The following is an 18,037-nucleotide window of genomic DNA, read 5'->3' as shown; positions in this document are numbered from 1 at the left end:
GCAGCAGGCAGAAGTTCATTTCATCATATACGGGGCATCCGCAAGGTTAATCCAACCTTGGGATGCCTTTTTTATGGCAAGCGGCCCTGCAAGCCAATCATTATGCAATAGATAACGAGCCGCTCCAAGAAATCCCTTGGAACGGCTCGATTTTTTTATCCGAAACTGGATGAGTTCGATGAAACTTAACCTTTAACAGAACCCGCCGCAATGCCCTCCACGATACGATCGCTGAGGAAAAGGAACATCAGCAGGATCGGCAAAATGCTGATCATCAGGGTTGCGCCGATAGCGCCCCAATCGGTCGTGTATTGACCGATAAAGTTCTGGACGCCGACGGTCAGCGTCTTGAACATATCCGAGCTGATGAACGTGTTCACGAAGATAAATTCGTTCCAGTTATAAATCATGTTAATGATGGCTGTCGTCGCCAGCACCGAGCCCGTCATCGGAAGCACGATCCGGAAGAAGACCCGGTGAACCGAACAGCCGTCCATGACCGCGGCCTCTTCCACTTCCTTCGGCAGCGTGTAATAGAATCCGAGCAGAATCATGATCGTGATCGGCATATTGAAAGCCACGTACGACAATATCAAAGAAACCGGATGATCGGTCAAACCGACCTTGTTAAAAATGCTGAACAGCGGGATCAAGGTGGAGTGAACCGGAATCATCATGGCCACCATAAACAACCCGAGCACGAAAGAGTTGCCCTTCCATTTCATTCTCGTAATCGCGAAGGTGACGAGACTTCCCAGAATGACCGTAAGCGCAGTCGCGACAACGGTGATCCACACGCTGTTCAGAAAATAAACGCTGATGTTGCCGGCGCTCCATACCTTCTCGTAATTCTCCCAACGCGGATTCATCGGAAGGGACAGAGGCGGAAGATCGAATACCTCCTGATTGTTTTTCAAAGAGAACAGCAGCAGCCATAGGAGCGGGAACAGCTGGAATACGGCTACGCCGATCAGCACGATGTACAACAGCGCGTATCCGATCTTGCCTGCCGCTCCGTTTCCGGAACGGGCGCGCCCTTCTTGGAGCTGTCCTGTGGCTCCGGATATCATGAAGCATCCCTCCTTATGAATATTGGATCGTTTCTTTCGATGCCGTTAATTTCCGAATGACCCACGTTACGATCAGACAGATCACAAGCAGGAAGAACCCGATCGCGCTGCCGTAACCGAAATCATAAGCGCGGAAAGCCGTATGATACATGTAGGACGCCATCACTTCACTCGCGCCGTTAGGCCCCCCGTCCGTCATGACGAAGATGAGGTCGAAGTATTTCAAGGAACCTACCACCGCCAGCACGATCGTCACCTTGATCACTTCCATGATGAGCGGAAGCTTGATTCGGAACGCGATTTGGAAGGAGGTTGCCCCATCGATTTTAGCTGCTTCAACCAGCGAAGCCGGGATATTCTTCAAGGCTGCATAATAGATCAAGATATAAAAACCGGCATACTGCCACAAAATCGGAATAAACAATGCAAACAATACAAGCGACGGCTCGGCAAGCCATGCGGGCGGGTTCGTGATCCCGATGGACTCCAGGAAGCTGTTCACGATTCCGTTCGTCGGGTGATAGATGCGCAGCCAAAGCTGCGCGATGGCAACGGAGGACAGCAGCATCGGAATGAGATAGATTTTGCGGAACAGGTTGGCGCCTTTGATCTTGGAGGCCAGCACCATCGCCACGGCCAGGTAAATAATCAGGCTTGCAGCCGAGAAGACGGCTAACAGCAGGGAGTGCCATGCACTGTCCCAGAACTTGCCGTCCGAGAGCAAGGCCTGGTAATTATCCAGCCCGATAAAGGTCATCGCACCGATTCCGTTCCATTCGTTCAGTCCGTAATAAGCGGTTAGCATGATCGGAATATACACGACAGCCATGATCACAAGCAGTGCAGGCAGAACATACAGCGCGATGATTTTTTTGTTGGACATCACTTTATCCAAAGTGTCCGACTCCTTTCTTCCTATGGTCTTGAGGATGCGATTTATCCGGCATCGCTGCCGGATAAATCGCATCCTGTTTCATTGTTGTCCCGAGTCTTAGTTCCCTTTGGAAATCGCTGCGTCATGCTCTTCGGAGAATTTATCCGGTGTGACGGCTTTGCCGAAGAGCGCCTGGATCATGTTCAGATGCGTTTCGGCGGCATTCGCCTGCATTTGAACATCCGCGAACAAGGTAATGCTGCTAGCTTTGTTCATTTCATCGAACAGATCGATGTACAACTGTGGAAGCTCAAGCGCCGAGGTATCCACCTTGGTTGCCGGGATGACGCCGGCACCCGTTACCGACTGCTCGCCCCACTTGGTCACGAAATACTCCACGAATTTCTTGGACTCTTCCTTCACCTTCGAGTTTTCGCCGATGAACAAACCGACGCCCGGTCCGCCTACCCAGCTGTTAATATCGCCCTTGCCGCCTTCGACGGTCGGGAATTTGAAGAATCCGACGCTGTCGCGGAATTCTTGCGGAATCTCTTCATTCGTCGTGAAGTTCGGCAGTTCCCAGGTACCCATCATGTACATGGCCGCTTTGCCGTTCAGGAATTCCGACTTCGCTTCCTCGTTGGACAAGCCGTTGAAGCCTTTGACAAACGCGTTGCCATCGACCAGCGATTGAACTTCGGCGGCTGCCTTGACAAGCGATTCGTCCTTAAACGAGCCCGAGCCGCTGATTGCACCGGCCAGCGTTTCTTGTCCGCCGATCCGGTCTGCCAGGTACATGTACCAGAGCGAACCGGTCCAGCGATCCTTGTTGCCGAGCGCGATTGGAGCAATTCCGTTATCGGACAGCGTTTTCACGACCGACTTGAATTCTTCGTAGGTTTGCGGAATCTCCAGGTTGTGTTGTTCGAATATCGCCTTGTTGTAGTAAACCGGAGCGATATTGAACTCGAGTGGAAGCGCATACGTTTTGCCGTCAATCGCATAAGCCTCGGTCGTGCCCGCCACGAACTTGTCGCCCAGCTGGCCGTCCAGCAAATCGTCGACCGGTGCAAACAGGTTTCCTTCCACGTACGGCTTCAGGAATCCGGCTGCCCAGGTCACGCCTACGTCCGGAAGCTCGTTCGATGCGGAAAGCACCTTCAGTTTGTTTTTGTATTGCTCATTATCCAGAACTTCCTGTTTGATCGTCACGTTCGGATTCTCTTTTTGATATTCTTCGATGATCTGATTCACGATTTTGTTCTGTCCCGCGGAGACGCCCGCCGGCCACAAGTGCATGAAGTTTACCGTAACTTTATCGCCTTCGCTGCCGCCGCTGCCAGATTCCCCCGTGCTGCTGCTGTTCGATCCGCAGCCGGCTGCAACCAGAGCGAGACACAATGTCAAAAGCAGAACCGTCCATTTTTTATTGAACACGTTTACAACCCCTTTTCTAGTATGCTGTTCGCGTTATGAAACCGCTTTAATCAAATTTTATCAGTGAGGGGAAGATTGTATAAGGTCATAATGATTGGGACTAATTCCACTTTTATTAGATTTCCTTTCCGTTATCGGATACGCTCTGGCGATATTGGCTCGGGCTTACTTCCTCAAGGTCCCGAAATACTTTCACGAAATATTTCGCCGTCTGGTATCCGACCCTCTCCGCAATTTCCGAGATCGGCAGCGGCGTCCCCGCCAGCAGCTCCTTGGCCCGCTGCACCCTGCGGCGCGTCAAATACTCGCTGAACGTGAGCCCGGTCTGCTCTTTGAACAGCACGCTGAAATAACTGGAATTCAGATGAAGCACCTCCGCCACTTCCTTCAGCGATACCGGCTCCTGCAGATGCTGATCCACGTACTTCAGCGCTTCCTGCACCTGGACGCTGTAGCCCTTATCCTGCTGCGCCGCCTCCAGCAGCTTGGGGTCGACCAGTTTCTCCATCCGCTCAATCCGATCGATCTTTTCCCGCCGTTCCAGCGCCGATTCAACCGCGGTTACCAGCTTCCGCTTATCCAGCGGCTTCAGCAGATAATCCACGACCCCGTATTGCAGCGCTTTGCGGGCATAGTCAAACTCCGAGTAGCCGGATATGACGATAATGACTGGAGGATGCTCCAGTTCATGCAATCGCTCAATCAGCTCCAGCCCCCCGATTTCCGGCATGCGGATATCCGTTACCACCAGATGCGCCACCTGCTCCTGCAGCCACTCCAGCGCCTCTACGCCGCTTGTAGCCGTCACGATTTTGCATCGGCCGGACGACCACGCCTCCAGGGTCTTTCTTACCCCTTCCCTCGTTCTTGGTTCATCGTCCACGATCAGTATCGTTTTCATGCTTTTCCCCCTCCCCGTCGATAGCCGGGAAATCGTTCGGTATTTGAAATGAAACGGTCGTCCCCTGACCGACCACGCTGTGTATGCGCAGGCCGATCTGCTCGGAAGCGTAATACAGCCGGATTCTCTGCTCGACATTGGCTATGCCGACGCCGCTTTTTTTAGCGGATTCCGCATACCCTTTTTCCATGGAGGAATATAACGAGGCTACGGTCTCCTCGTCCATCCCGGGCCCATCGTCGGCAATCGAAACAACCGTGTAACCCGGTTGATCGGAGGCTTGCGCGCGCACAATGACGGTGCCCGGCCCCAGCCGCTGCTCGACGCCGTGCAGGATCGCATTTTCCACGATCGGCTGGATCAGCAGCTTCGGAATCGGCACGTTCTTGCTGGCTTCGTCCGCCTCGATTCTCCAGGATAACCGGTCGAGCATCCGCATTTTCATAATCATTAAATAACGTTCGGCATGATCCAGCTCGTCCCGCACCGATACCCATTCATCCTCGTCTTTGCGGTTGATGACGTAGCGGAATAATCCCGACATGGCGACCACGTTCTGGGCCAGTTCTTCTTCGCCTTGATCGTCGAGCGCCCAGTAAAACGCTTCCAAGGTGTTAAAAAGAAAGTGCGGATTGATCTGCGCCTGCAGCGCTTTAAGCTCCGTCCGGCTCTGAATGATCTCCTTCTGATACACGACCTCGATTAATTCGTTCAGGGAATCCACCATCTGGTTATACGAATTGTTAAGCTCATTGATCTCCATCGTCTTCGAGGTGACGGCAATGGGCTTCAGCGTTCCCAGCCTCACGCCGCGCATGGCTTTGATCAAATTCAGAATGGGCCGGATGATCATCGTCGTCAGAATAAAGCTCAAGATCAGAAACAGCAGCGCACCGACGGCTCCGGATACGATAATCGCGGTCCGCAGCACCGATATCCCTTCGGTCGTATAGTCTACTGGCGTCAGGATGACCAAATTCCAGCCCGTTGCCCCAGACTGCCTCTGTACGGCGATATAGTCCTCGTCGCCGACCGTAACGGTCTCTCCTTCGCGGTGCAGAACCGCCCTCGAATCCACCTCCGTCGCAAAATCCGACGAGATTTCATGGCCCGCCTGATCAAACAGCCCCATCGTTTCACGCGAATCGCTGCCCATGCCGCCGGCAGAATCCGTCAGCGCAAAATAGTCCTTCTCCAGCTTCACGAGCAGGTACCCGCCATGCGCAAAAGAATGGTCGATCAGCCGGATTCGGCGTACCGCTACCACCACGTCCGGATCCCGGGGATCCTGGCCGAACCATACCAGCTTCCCCATGCCCTTGTCAGCCGCTATAATCCAATCGACCCCGACCCGGCTGGTCAAACTGCCTTCGTCGAGCGGGAACAGCCGCCGATAATCCGTTGTATACAATTCAAGCGACCGGATGCCCGTAGCGTATGCCTCATACTTGCGCACTTCCTGCTGCAGGGACTGCCGTTCTCCGAACGTAATCGGATGACCTGCGGTCTCCTGCGCGAGATAACGCTGAACCGTTGCGTTCGTGGACACTTGGGCCGTCAGCGTATCCACCTGCTTAAGCAGCGCATCCAGCTTGCCCGTGGCCTGTACGGCCGTCTGCTGGATATGCTTCTCGGCACTGTTGCGCAGAAGGGCGGAAACCTGGTCATATACAAAAACCCCGACTAATGCCAACACGATGATCATCACCAGCATAAACCCGAGGAAGATTTGATTCCGCAGCGTATTCAGCCTGCCAAACCTGTTCACGTTCTTACCCTCCCTTTCGCTTGGAACTGTTATTCACTATACACAATCTTGAAGAAGTTAGGGAGTCCTCGCTCATCTGCTGGTGCGGAAGTCATATGTACTTTATAACTAAAGAAGAGAAAGTGCGGGCAGGTTAGTTTCCCCTCGCACTTCCTCTTATATACCGCGGAAACTTCCGCTATACGGGATACAATTCCTGATGACGTCCCAGCTCCTTTTTGCAATCGGTGCACAGCCCTCTTACGGCACCGGAATCATCCGCATAAAAGGTCAGCGGGCGCTTGCGGCGGCATTTGCTGCATGCTTGTCCACGCTGCCCGCTGCTCGATCGCGTTTTGGATTTCAGCTGGATGACATTGCCCTTTCTTCCGCTGCTTCGCTTGCGTCCAAATCCAATCAATACCAAGAGGACCAAAACGGCGCCGGCCGTAATCCCGATCATCCATCCCATGTTTATTCCACCTCCGACATGTGCAGGCTATTTGTACAAAACAGCTACAAAACGAAATGCAGGTTTGCATTCCAAGCTCGACCCAAACGATCGTCATTGCCTCCAATACCAACTGCAAACATTTTACCATATCTTCATTGTTAATAGAGGTTCCTGCTCATTATCCGTCACCATCGATAACCGGTTTCTTGGAGCCAAAACACAAAAAAGCCTTCTCACTCCCGAGCAAACGGGAAGGAAGGCTTTCGCTGTGCTTTCGTTCATGCAACCGGCATGGTGTCAGATCTTCAACTCACCGAGTTTTATCAACTCAACGACAGCTTGCGAACGGCCCTTGACGTTTAATTTCTGCATGACATTGGAGATGTGGTTACGCACCGTCTTTTCGCTAATAAACAACTGCCCGGCGATATCGCGAGTCGTTTTGTCCTGCACAAGCAATTCAAACACTTCGCGTTCACGGTGGGTTAACAAGAACTTGCTGTTATGGTCGGTCCCCTTCAATGGTGTCACCCCTCCTTGCCCGGGTATGTGTGATCTAACAAGGTTAAGGGATACAGTCAACTCATCTTATGTCAGATCAAGGGGGAAGGTGCGAAAGAAGCGAATAAATTGGGCGTTTGGCCTGTATTGGCGATTTTTATCCTTGCTTCCCACCGCTTGTTGGTCTATGATGGGGGTGTAAAAATTATTTTCTTAAATTTTTCATATTTTTAAAAATAATTTTCAGAACGGAATCCCATTCGTTATGCCCAGGCAATAAGCTCACCGGGAACCTTGAAGGAGGCTTGTGATGACACCAATCTTGCATATTATTTCTGTCGAAAAGGAAGGTCTGCCCCGTCAGGAACGACGGCTTGCGGAGTTCATTTTGACAGCTCCGTCCGAGATTGTGCATATGGGAATTAAGGATCTTGCCGATCAGTGCGAGGTCAGCGCTGCCACCGTAACCCGTTTTTGTAAGAATTTTCAGTGTAAGGGGTATCCTGATTTTAAGCTCAAGCTTGCGGCCGAGATCGCTCATGCCGAAATGGCCTCGCGCACGGGAAACACGCGCTATCAGGATATCGTGGCGGGCAACCCGCTGGCCGGGATCGTCGAGGCGATCGAGTCCAATCATCTGACTTCCATCCGGGATACGACGCAGCTGCTTGATTTGGGTCAGCTGGAGCGTGCCGTGGATGCCCTGTGCCGCGCGAAACGCATTGATCTGTACGGCGTGGCGACCTCTTCCATCGTGGCGCAGGACTTTTACCAGAAGCTGATCCGGATCGGAAAAAACTGCACCGCTTTTGCGGATTCCCATATGCAGATCACGTCAGCCTCCACACTGACCTCAAGCGATGTGGCCGTTGCCGTTTCTTACTCCGGCGAAACGCCGGAAACCATCGATGCATTGGCCTGTGCCAAAGACGCCGGCGCCTTCACGATCAGCATCACCTCTTACCGGAGCAGCGCGATCTCCGCCCTCGCGGATATTACGCTGTATTCATCGTCGCTCGAGGAAGGAATGCGCCGGGGTGATATGGCTTCGCGTATCGCTCAGCTTCACATTATAGACATCCTATTCATGGGAATGGCCAGCCGGGACTTCTCCACGTATGTCCCCCGTCTGGAGCAATCATATCTTAATGTTCAAAATTATCGCAAAAGCCGAGGAGGACAATAACCAATGAATATTTACACATTCCGCGACGAAGAACAATTCGTGCAAACAGGCGCTAACCTGATTTCCAGCCTGCTGCACACCAATCCGCGCGCCACGCTTGGATTGGCTACGGGAAGCACGCCGGTCGGGCTCTATGCCAAGCTGATTGAAATGAACCGTCAGGGGCTGGTCAGCTTCGCCCAAACCACGACGTATAATTTGGACGAATATGTAGGCCTTCCGGAGAATCATCCCGAGAGCTACCGGACTTTCATGAATGAGAAGTTCTTCAATCATGTCGACATCCAGATGGATCGCACCCATGTGCCGAACGGCAATGCTGCCGATCCGGAAGCAGAATGCCTGAATTACGACAAAATGCTCGAAGAATACGGCCCGGTTGATCTTCAGCTCCTCGGCCTTGGACATAACGGACACATCGGTTTCAACGAGCCTGGCGAATCCTTAAGCGGCGGTACCCATGTGGTTGAGCTGCAAGAGAAAACACGTAACGCCAATGCAAGATTCTTCCCGACCCTGGACGATGTCCCGACCCACGCGATTACCATGGGCGTTGCCACCATCATGAAAGCCCGCCAAATTCTCCTGCTCGTTCGTGGAGAGGATAAAGCGGAAATCGTACACCGCGCATTGACGGGGCCGATTACCACAGAGTGTCCGGCATCGCTGCTTCAATGTCATCCGAACGTGGTTGTCCTTCTGGATCAAGGCGCAGGGAGACTGCTGGTATGAGCAGCGAACGCAAAAATTCGGTCCAATTGTTGTACGGTCAAGTCTTGACGCCGGACGGCTTCTGTGCAGACGGCGTGCTGGCGATCCAAGGAGAGGACATTGCTTACGCCGGCGATGTTTCGGGGCTCCCCGCCGAGCTTAAACAGGCTGCAGCGGAAGTGATCAACCAACCCGACGGCTACATTATTCCCGGATTTATTGATATCCACGTGCACGGCGGCAACGGCGAAGATTTCATGGATGCAAGCAAGGATGTCCTGGATAAAATCACGTCGTTCCACAGCTCCCAGGGAACCACGTCCATGCTCGCCACCACGATGACGGCGCCGAAGGCAGCCATCGACCACGTGCTTCGGGAAGTTAACGAGTACCGCAGCCAAGGCATGCCTTATACCAAACTGGTAGGCGCACATCTGGAAGGCCCTTTTATCAGTCCGAAATGGCCAGGTGCACAAAATCCGGAGCATATCGTCCATGCCAATATCGACTGGCTGGAAGAATGGGTGTCCACATACCCGGATCTGATCCGCCAGGTGACCCTGGCACCGGAGCGCGAAGGAGCGCTGGAGGCCATCTCCTGGCTCAGCAGCCACGGGATCGTGGCCGCACTGGGTCATACGGATGCCACTTACGAAGAAGTGGAGGCCGCCGTGGAGGCAGGACTGAGCCATGGCGTGCATACGTTTAATGCGATGACAGGACTGCATCACCGCAAGCCTGGCGTGGTGGGTGCGATGCTGGGCGATGATCGCCTAAGCTGCGAAATCATCGCCGACGGCATCCATGTTCACCCGGCTGCCATTTCGATTCTGGCCCGCATGAAACAGGACGGCAACCTGATTCTGATCACCGATGCGATGTCCGCTACCGGAATGGCTGACGGCGAATATACGATTGGCGATTTGCCGGTCGTTGTCGAGAACGGCATCGCCACGCTCAAGAGCAACAGGGATAGCCTGGCTGGCAGCACGCTGACGATGATCAAAGGATTCCAGCTGCTGGTCCGAGAGGTCGGTTTGAGCATTGAGCAGGCCTCCAGGGTCGGAAGCCTCAATCCCGCCAGAAAAATCGGCATCGATGACTGGACCGGATCCCTTGAGTCCGGCAAACTTGCCGACGTCCTGGTGCTCTCCAGCGACCTGGAGCTTCAAGGCGTCTGGATTCAAGGACAACGCAAGCATTAATCCGCTACCTTAACACGCATTGCAAAATAAGCAAAGGAGCTGCCTTAGTTAGGATGACTTCAATCCTAATGGGCAGCTCCTTTTGGTATAAGGGTTTTACCGGCTGTTTCGATTGCCGCCAAACCAACCGTCGTCCGTATCGTTCTTCATCAAGTTGCCGCGGGTGTCGTTCATGCCGTTTCGGCCGCCAAGGTTCAACGGGAAAACGCGGTTGATCCAAGAGCCGAAATCACGCGAAAGCGTTCCAACCGTGTTCGCCGCATTCCCGTCCGTTCCAAATCGATTGGCATGCTGATAAAATTCCTCATCGGAGGAAACATAAACTTGACTGATATGCGGAGCGGTCTTGCGAATTTTGCTCGTAATTTCCTGACGAAGGTGCTGAGGCACTTCTTCACGATTGTTGCTCATGATGCCCATATTATTATTGTAGGTCCCATAAGGAACGCCATTGATGCCGGTTCCCATGTACGTGTCGTTGGTTGCGCCGTTTGTTCCGGTAAGGGTATTGGTACGCGTGCCGTTAGTTCCCATAAGACCGTTCGTGCGCGTGCCGTTTAGCGTATTATAATTGCTTCCGCCAAAGCCGCCATTGGTTGTCGTTCCGTTCACCCCGAAGCCGCGGTTATCGGCATTGCGGCCGAGACCTGTCGTATTGTCTACCGCACGTCTGGTGTCATTGGCCATACCACGGAGAAGACCGACGCTGCCCGTGCCCGAAGTGCCGAAGGTACGGTTTCTGACATTCGTTGTATTTGTGCCGTTCATCGTGCCGTTCGTGCCATTCATCAAGCCGTCAGCGGAACGATTTGCCCCAGTGCTCATGCCAGTAACGCGACCATTGATGTTGCTCGTGTTCATGCCGTCCCTGGACAGCGAAACATAGGCATTGCGGTTCGTTACGAATACATGCGCCGATCCTACGCCGCTGATATCCGAAACTTTTTTCGACAGCGCCTTGCTGTATTTCAGGTTGGACAAGTCATGCTGCTGCGTACTGCCGACGTTCTGGTTGTTACGTACGGATTTCACACCGACACGGCCACCGTCCACATTGTTCGTACGTGTCGTGTTACCGTCATTGGCGTTACCGCATCCTGCTACTGCAGCCATACTAAGCAGTAATGCCGCGGAGACGGTCAGGTTGAGGGCCTTGGATTTAATCATGATTCATCCTCCATCTCTATAATGAGTGTGTTAACATCGTATAGGATGACCTTGCGGCAGAAGTGGTATGCTGAAAGGTTTTAACATGGAGAAAAATGCGCTACAGGCCATTTATGCACAAAAAACGCCGATGGAATCATCGGCGATCATTCATTAACTAATCCATTCAATTAAAGAAGTCCTTCTTAATGACCGCTGTCTGCTGACTTTTCAAGCACTTGTTCCACCCAAGCCAGGTTCTTCTGATACCATCGAATCGTCTCACGAATGCCGCTTTCGTAATGATATTGTGGAGCCCAACCGAGTTCCTTCCTTATCTTGTCTGCATTTATCGCATAACGGCGATCATGTCCGGGACGATCTTTGATATGCTGAATCAAGGTTTCAGGTTTGTTCAGTTCAGACAGGATCGTTCGAATAACCTGCAAATTATTCCGTTCATTATGTCCTCCGATATTATATATTTCGCCGTCGACGCCCTGGCGCAAAACCAGATCGACAGCTCGACAATGATCTTCCACGTACAGCCAATCGCGAACGTTCAAACCGTCGCCATATACCGGAAGGGGCTTGTTATGCAAAGCATTGTAAATGATAAGCGGTATTAGCTTTTCAGGATACTGATATGGGCCGTAATTATTTGAACAGCGCGTAATATTGATCGGTAATCCAAACGTCTCATAATAAGCTCGAACAAGCAAATCGGCGCCTGCTTTGCTTGCAGAATAAGGACTGTTGGGTTGAAGCGGTGATTCTTCGGTAAATAGGCCGGCCGCTCCCAGCGTTCCATAGACCTCATCTGTAGAGACCTGGACAAACTTGCGGACTCCATATTGCCTCGACAGATCGAGGAGCGTCTGAGTTCCTGCCACATTCGTCAAGACAAACAATTCAGGCTGCAAAATGCTGCGGTCGACATGGGATTCAGCTGCAAAATTAACGACCGCATCAACCCCCTCCTTAAAGAGGGGTTCTAAAGCTGCCCGGTCTCTGATATCCGCTTTCACAAAACGATATTTAGGATTCGTCCGCACTTCGCTCAGATTTCCTGAATTGCCGGCATACGTTAGTTTATCCACATTAATAAATTCGTCATTCGGATGTTGAGACAGCATATATCGTATAAAGTTACTGCCTATAAATCCCGCACCGCCTGTGACAACGATCTTCATGCGACCTCACCCCTCGTATATATAGTTATTTTCTGCCAAAGCCAATCGAGGATGCTTTGAATCTTTCTCAGAGAGAACAGGTTTGTTCACAGGCCAATCGATATTGAGATCCGGATCGTTCCAGGCTATTCCCCGATCATGCTCTGGCGAATAGTAGGCATCGACCTTGTATATGACCTCCGTATCGTGAACAAGAGTACAGAAACCATGGGCAAACCCTTTGGGAACGAGAAGTTGAATGAAATTGGCTGCGGATAAGATAAAACCTTGCCATTGTCCATAGGTAGGAGAGCCCGACCGAATATCAACAACCACATCATAGATCGCCCCGCTTACAACGCGGATCAATTTCGTCTGTCCCTCGGGAGACAGTTGGTAATGCAGCCCTCTAATAACACCTGCCTCACGTGACATCGAGTGATTGTCCTGAATAAAATGGTCGTTAATGCCGCATCCTTTAAGAACTCGATCATTGAAACTTTCCATAAAAAATCCCCGATGGTCTTGGTGAACGGCCGGTTCAATCCGTTTCACGCCTTGGAGCTTTGTATCCGTAATTTTCATCTGCTGCCTCCGGTACATGGATTTGAGAGAGCTTTACCTAAAACCTCGGTTGCCGCTCTCCCGATTATTTATATGTCTAATCCCAAATTAGGATATAGGCAAAATACGCTCCCCCATGCAAAAATCCCGATCGGTGCTGCAGATCGAGATTTCGCAATAATATATATAAGATCTAACCTAAATCGATTCTTATCTTCTCTTTAACTTCTTCCAGCAGGCTCAGCACTTCTTCCAAACGGTCCCCTTTCACGATGATCTGGCCGATTCGGTCAGTGCCAACCCTGAATTTATTTACCTTCTCGCCTATATGATAATCAAATGATATTTGAATAATATTCTCATGCTGATCATTTCCGTTCTCAAGTCCAGTAATATCCCCATCTTTATCGGAGATCAGTAATTCACACGCACAAGGCTGTGAAGTATGAGAGGGAAATGACGGATTCATGCGAAGAGCAGCCTTGATGATCTGCTCATAGTAATCGAATCCATAGAAAGTGGACACCAGTTCGGGTAAGCATGTAGCTCCTGCTCTGCCTCCGATTTCAAGAACATACACATGCCCGTCTTTCAAAATAAAATCCGCATTGATTGCGCAATGATTTAATTCCAGCGCTTCGATACTTTGCTTCAACTGGGAAAATAAATCTTGCTGCACTTCTTCGGGCAATTCATAGGGGACATAATGACCGATGGGAACACCGGTATCCCCATAAAAGACGAAATCCCCGTGCGGCATGATGAATTGAATTTGGTTATCGTAGACGAATGCCTGCGCGCCAAACTCGGTTCCTTCAATAAACTCTTCAACAATGAAAAAATCCAGTTTCGTATCCTTGCGCACGGCTTCAAATGCGTATTCCACATGGGCCATATCGGCAACCTTCACAATGCCCTTGCTTGCTCCTCCGTCCACTGCCTTAAAGATAAGCGGCGGCGATAATACTTCGAAAGCGCTGTAAGCTTCCTGCAAGGTTTGGACTTTCAGAAATCGTGCCGTTCGTACGCCATGTTTCATAAAAGCCTGTTTCATCTTCCATTTATTTGAGGAGAGTAGAGCGGATTCATAACTCAATCCGCTTACTCCCAATTCATCCACGACTCTGCCGATCGACTTGACGGCCACGTCCGTACCCGTTGTACAGATTCCATGAATTCCTTCATGCCGGGCGATTTCGACAATCTTATCCATATGGGTCGTATCCTCGTAGTAAACCTTGTCTGCCTTGGCAAATCCGGGATAGTTTCCTTGGCGGCTCACAACAATAACGTATAATCCCATTCTTTTCGCGGTTTCAATTAATGGGAGCTGGGAGATTCCCGCACCTAGAACCAACAGTTTTCTCATGGCTTAAACTCCCTTATGCGGGTTATGATCCGATCCAAGTCCTCCTCCGTAATGTTCGGATGAATAGGAAGGGTCAGAATTCTTTTCCAGATCTCTGAGGAGAGCGGCACGATCGCTTTTAGATGCAGGTAGCTCGGATGCAGATGGCACGGATAATAATGGACGCCCGTCGCGATATTGTGTTCCTGCAAGTGGCCAATCATACGGTCCCTCTGGCTTTCCTTGCTGAATTTAACCTGGAACAAATGCCAGGAGCTTTGAGCATACGGCTGTTCATGAGGAAGTTCCAGCCATTCCAAATCCTTCAGTTCGGATTGGTAACGAGCCGCTATTTCTTGTCGTCTTCCGTTCAATTGGCTCAGCTTATTTAACTGAACGAGCCCGATGGCAGCCTGCATGTCGTTCATATGATATTTGTATCCTACATCATCAACGAAATACTGCCATGCATACACCTTCTCATGTGACGACCGTATCCACGTATCGCGGGAAATGCCTACCCACCTCTTCTCACGCAGCTTACGGTTCATCCACTCGGTATTGCAGGTAATTGCGCCGCCTTCACCACTCGTCAAATTTTTGACGGCGTGAAAGCTGAAGCAGGTAATATCGCTGATGGAGCCGATCTTTTTGCCTTTATATTCCGCGCCGCATGCATGCGCAGCATCTTCTACTACCTTGATTCCATTGGCATGCGCCAATTCATGGATGGTATCCATATCGCAGGGATGCCCGCCCATGTGAACGACGATAATTGCCTTGGTTTTATCTGTTATCTTCCGCTTGATATCTTCCGGTGAAATGTTCATCGTATCGGGTTCAATATCCGCAAAAACCGGCGTTGCTCCCACATAGCTAACCGCATGGACAGTGGATATGAACGTGATGGAAGGCACGATGACCTCGTCACCCGGTCCGATACCCAAAATGTCCATGGCCAGATGGAGCGCGGCCGTACCAGAATTGAGCGCAACCGCGAAACGGCTGCCGACATACTTGGCAAATTCCTGCTCGAACTGTTCCGTTTTGGGGCCAAGTCCAAGCCATCCTGACCGTAAAACATCTGCCACCGCGTCGATCTCCTCTTGACCTATACTCGGTTGAAGAACGGGTATCAGCTTATGGTCCAAGTGAACCTCTCCTTTCATAATCCCTCGTCATTCCGACATTAGAATTTGTGAACGCCATCGTTCGGCGCAAGCTTCCACTGAAAAATTCGCCCATGCTACTTGTTCCGCATGCTCCGCAATGCTCTGCCGTAGTTCAGGTTGTTCTATCAGTTGGACCATGGCTTCGTACCAATCATCGCTCTCACCGGATACAATCAGGCCGTTTTCCTTCCCGGCAACCCATTCATCGTAGGCTGGAGAAGAAGTATAGATGCCCGGAATCCTGCAAGCGGAATATTCGCGGAATTTATTGTTGCTTTTGCAATCATGCAGCAGTGTTCGCTCCAACGGCGCTAACCCGATATCCCAGTTGGACCGGTAAAGGCGCTTCAGAAAGTTTTTATAGTTCTCATCGTAGGATTCCGTAAACACCTGCGGCTTCTCCCTGAGTTCATCGGGAACATATCCGCAGAACTCGATTCTGAGTTTATCCCCGTATTTCCCAATGATTTTGTGCAATGCCCCGATAACAGGTTCAAAAGCCACTTGTTTTTTTCCGCCTTCATACCCGATTACGACTTTCCCTTCTTCTTTACGGTTCTTTTTCAAACCGGAAAAAACGGAGAAATCAACGCTTCCCGGAAAATAGATTATTTTTTGGGGACTAAAATGCGTTTCAAGATGTTTGGCAAAAAAACTGGAAGCAACCTTTACGCTTTGAGCGTTTTTCAGAAATTTAACATACGTCTTTCTTCGTGAAGAATCATGATAATATCGTCCCATATCCGAACCCGGAGACATCGCGATAAAATGGTCGTCGATCACGTACACCGTTCTTTTTCCCATCTCCCGGGCCATCTCCAGATACTTATAAGCTTCGGGCTGAACCGTTCGGAAGAAGAGGACGATATCCGCTTCAGCCAGCCTTGATCTGTCCATCTCATCATCGGATCTGACGTCAAAGTCGCAGACTCCCATCTTCTCCAAATGGCGGAGCGGCTGCTCAATGCCGATTTTATAGGAAGCGATTTTTTCGGATCCGACGATGAGTACGTTTATATCCCCTCTTTTCCCTCTTTTCCCCATGTTCCCGCTCTCTCCCCCGATTTTACGTTTTGAATATAAATTTCTTCCAATTATCGACGCATGTCTGAAGCGAAAAATGCTGCCGGGCTGCCCGATGCGCATTCTCCTTGATTCTCTGCCGCATCGTCGGATCTTCAATCATGGCCTTGATTCCCTCATACCAATGCTGCTCGGTATGCTCAACCAGGTAGCCTGTTTCGCCCTGCTCGACCCAGTGCGTATAAACTGGAGATTTCGAATATATGCCTGGAATGCCGCAGGCACCGTATTCACGGAATTTGGTATTCGTTTTCCCCTTGTTAAATGAATTGTTGGCAAGCGGCGCAATGCCGATGTTCCAGTTGCTCTTATTAAGTTTTTTCAAAAATTCCTTGTATTCCATCCCCCCGCCTTCATATTTGACGCTTGGATGATCAGCCAGCGAAGGCGGAAGATAGCCGAAAAATTCTAATCTCACGAATCCCCCATAGTAATCCAAAATTTTGTTCAACGCTGAAATGACGGGAACGAAATCTTCCTCTTTGTCCCCTCCTGCATAACCGATGACCACTTGCCCCTGATCCTTAACCGACTTCTCGTTCTGATCCAGCCACTCGAAATCGATGCTGGCAGGGAAGTAAATCACGTGTCTATTGTACCGCTCATGAATATAGGTGCCGAGATCAGGTGCATCGACTTTAATGATTTGCGTGTTTTTCAAAAACTTAATAAACGTCTCTCGACGGATCGGATCGTTATAATATTCGCCCACCGGAGTTGTTGGCTGAATCTCCAAGAAGTTATCGTCAATAACATAGACCGTCCTTTTATTCAGCTGATGGGCCAGCTCTAGTAATGCATAGGCCGCCGGTTCCACATTGCGAACGAATACAATCGTGTTCGCGGCAGCAATCATTTCGTGGGTCACGTCGGTTTCCAGTTTCACGTCGAATTGCAGGTTCTCTTGTTTATTCAGCGTTTGGAGGGGCTGGATAACGCCGATTTCAAGCGACGGTATCATGCCTGCCGCGATAACCAGAACGTCCATCTTGGGCAGAGCCGTCTCGATAACGGCAACAGCGGTTTGAGACCTTTTCTGCGCATCGGCGCGCCCTTGAGCGAGCCCTTCCTCTTTTCCCCGCTGAAAACCGTCTAAACTGCCCTTTTGATATGCGCTAAGACGAACAGGATGGTGTTGGTGTTTTCGTTTTCCAACTCGCTTTCGAGGCCTTATTTTTTTTCTTAAAGCCATCTTATCCTTCTCCTTTATAAGCTTCTTGATGACCGGCCTCCATACCCTCCGCATAACCAACGTTAAACCCTTCGTTATACGCTTTATCAAACCCCGCATCATAGGATTGATTGTATTCGGCAGCCGTTTGTCGCGGAGCTATTCTACCTGGACCTCTTCTTCTCTTTCCCCCAAAAACTCGATTCGCCCCCTTTCCTCTTATGCCTCTTCCACGGATTCCTTTTCTCTTCAACGCAGCACCGCCATGTTTTTTCCTTGCTCTCATCCGTCTCAC

The 18,037-nt window shown here is 50.8% G+C and carries 18 protein-coding genes; 3 read left to right on the top strand and 15 right to left on the bottom strand.

Going from position 1 to position 18,037, the window contains the following annotated elements; all coding sequences use genetic code 11:
- Positions 1-185 precede the first annotated feature (185 nt).
- The 7 genes from M1D70_RS07225 to M1D70_RS07195 form a co-directional block, all read right to left on the bottom strand.
- Positions 186-1,070 (bottom strand): carbohydrate ABC transporter permease, encoded by an 885-nt coding sequence (locus M1D70_RS07225; protein ID WP_456289543.1) that lies wholly within the window; start codon positions 1,068-1,070, stop codon positions 186-188.
- 13 nt (positions 1,071-1,083) lie between these two features.
- Positions 1,084-1,965, bottom strand: coding sequence for an ABC transporter permease subunit (locus tag M1D70_RS07220; RefSeq protein WP_433942071.1), 882 nt, complete (start codon positions 1,963-1,965; stop codon positions 1,084-1,086).
- Positions 1,966-2,061: 96 nt separating this feature from the next.
- Positions 2,062-3,381 carry an extracellular solute-binding protein gene (locus tag M1D70_RS07215; RefSeq protein WP_456289542.1) on the bottom strand — a complete coding sequence of 440 codons (1,320 nt, stop codon included), beginning with the start codon at positions 3,379-3,381 and terminating at the stop codon, positions 2,062-2,064.
- A gap of 115 nt (positions 3,382-3,496) precedes the next feature.
- The gene (locus M1D70_RS07210) at positions 3,497-4,282 is read right to left on the bottom strand and encodes a response regulator (protein ID WP_433938873.1); all 786 of its coding nucleotides are present in this window, start codon (positions 4,280-4,282) and stop codon (positions 3,497-3,499) included.
- Positions 4,254-6,050: a cache domain-containing sensor histidine kinase gene (locus M1D70_RS07205; RefSeq protein ID WP_456289541.1), complete on the bottom strand. Its 1,797-nt coding sequence runs from the start codon at positions 6,048-6,050 to the stop codon at positions 4,254-4,256. Before M1D70_RS07205 ends, M1D70_RS07210 begins: the two co-directional genes overlap by 29 nt.
- Positions 6,051-6,228: 178 nt before the next feature.
- Positions 6,229-6,501 carry a hypothetical protein gene (locus tag M1D70_RS07200; RefSeq protein ID WP_015733967.1) on the bottom strand — a complete coding sequence of 91 codons (273 nt, stop codon included), beginning with the start codon at positions 6,499-6,501 and terminating at the stop codon, positions 6,229-6,231.
- Positions 6,502-6,780: 279 nt separating this feature from the next.
- Positions 6,781-7,005, bottom strand: a complete 225-nt coding sequence (locus M1D70_RS07195) for a helix-turn-helix domain-containing protein (RefSeq protein WP_006208732.1) — start codon at positions 7,003-7,005, stop codon at positions 6,781-6,783.
- Positions 7,006-7,294: 289 nt separating this feature from the next.
- On the opposite strand from M1D70_RS07195, the gene M1D70_RS07190 reads away from it, so the two are divergent.
- Genes M1D70_RS07190 through nagA form a run of 3 tightly spaced genes read left to right on the top strand, consistent with a single transcriptional unit; the run spans position 7,295 to position 10,086 of the window.
- A complete protein-coding gene (locus M1D70_RS07190; protein ID WP_009591639.1) occupies positions 7,295-8,170 on the top strand; it encodes a MurR/RpiR family transcriptional regulator in 876 nt (291 codons plus the stop codon).
- A gap of 3 nt (positions 8,171-8,173) precedes the next feature.
- On the top strand, positions 8,174-8,902 hold the full coding sequence (gene nagB / locus M1D70_RS07185) for a glucosamine-6-phosphate deaminase (RefSeq protein WP_009591745.1): 729 nt from the start codon (positions 8,174-8,176) through the stop codon (positions 8,900-8,902).
- Positions 8,899-10,086, top strand: coding sequence for an N-acetylglucosamine-6-phosphate deacetylase (gene nagA, locus M1D70_RS07180; protein ID WP_456289540.1), 1,188 nt, complete (start codon positions 8,899-8,901; stop codon positions 10,084-10,086). The genes nagB and nagA overlap by 4 nt, the downstream gene beginning before the upstream one ends.
- Before the next feature lie 96 nt (positions 10,087-10,182).
- Here the strand turns inward: nagA and M1D70_RS07175 are convergent, their stop codons facing one another.
- The 8 genes from M1D70_RS07175 to M1D70_RS07140 all read right to left on the bottom strand — a co-directional run bounded on the left by M1D70_RS07175 (position 10,183) and on the right by M1D70_RS07140 (position 18,028).
- Positions 10,183-11,253, bottom strand: a complete 1,071-nt coding sequence (locus M1D70_RS07175; protein ID WP_456289539.1) for a YhcN/YlaJ family sporulation lipoprotein — start codon at positions 11,251-11,253, stop codon at positions 10,183-10,185.
- Positions 11,254-11,438: 185 nt separating this feature from the next.
- Positions 11,439-12,425 (bottom strand): dTDP-glucose 4,6-dehydratase, encoded by a 987-nt coding sequence (gene rfbB, locus M1D70_RS07170; protein WP_456289538.1) that lies wholly within the window; start codon positions 12,423-12,425, stop codon positions 11,439-11,441.
- A gap of 6 nt (positions 12,426-12,431) precedes the next feature.
- A complete protein-coding gene (gene rfbC, locus M1D70_RS07165; RefSeq protein WP_192569351.1) occupies positions 12,432-12,989 on the bottom strand; it encodes a dTDP-4-dehydrorhamnose 3,5-epimerase in 558 nt (185 codons plus the stop codon).
- A gap of 172 nt (positions 12,990-13,161) precedes the next feature.
- Positions 13,162-14,337: an ATP-grasp domain-containing protein gene (locus M1D70_RS07160; protein WP_456289537.1), complete on the bottom strand. Its 1,176-nt coding sequence runs from the start codon at positions 14,335-14,337 to the stop codon at positions 13,162-13,164.
- Complete coding sequence (locus M1D70_RS07155) at positions 14,334-15,407, bottom strand: DegT/DnrJ/EryC1/StrS family aminotransferase (RefSeq protein WP_456289536.1); 1,074 nt, start codon at positions 15,405-15,407, stop codon at positions 14,334-14,336. Before M1D70_RS07155 ends, M1D70_RS07160 begins: the two co-directional genes overlap by 4 nt.
- Positions 15,408-15,494: 87 nt before the next feature.
- Positions 15,495-16,532 (bottom strand): glycosyltransferase family 1 protein, encoded by a 1,038-nt coding sequence (locus tag M1D70_RS07150; RefSeq protein ID WP_456289535.1) that lies wholly within the window; start codon positions 16,530-16,532, stop codon positions 15,495-15,497.
- A 22-nt stretch (positions 16,533-16,554) separates the two neighbouring features.
- Positions 16,555-17,763, bottom strand: coding sequence for a glycosyltransferase (locus M1D70_RS07145; RefSeq protein WP_456289534.1), 1,209 nt, complete (start codon positions 17,761-17,763; stop codon positions 16,555-16,557).
- A 1-nt stretch (position 17,764) separates the two neighbouring features.
- Positions 17,765-18,028, bottom strand: a complete 264-nt coding sequence (locus tag M1D70_RS07140) for a hypothetical protein (RefSeq protein ID WP_456289533.1) — start codon at positions 18,026-18,028, stop codon at positions 17,765-17,767.
- Positions 18,029-18,037 lie beyond the last annotated feature (9 nt).

The sequence above is a fragment of the Paenibacillus sp. AK002 genome, from assembly GCF_053903045.1.
The sequence above is the reverse complement of the archived record's forward strand: the minus strand, read 5'-3'. Positions and strand labels throughout refer to the sequence as shown.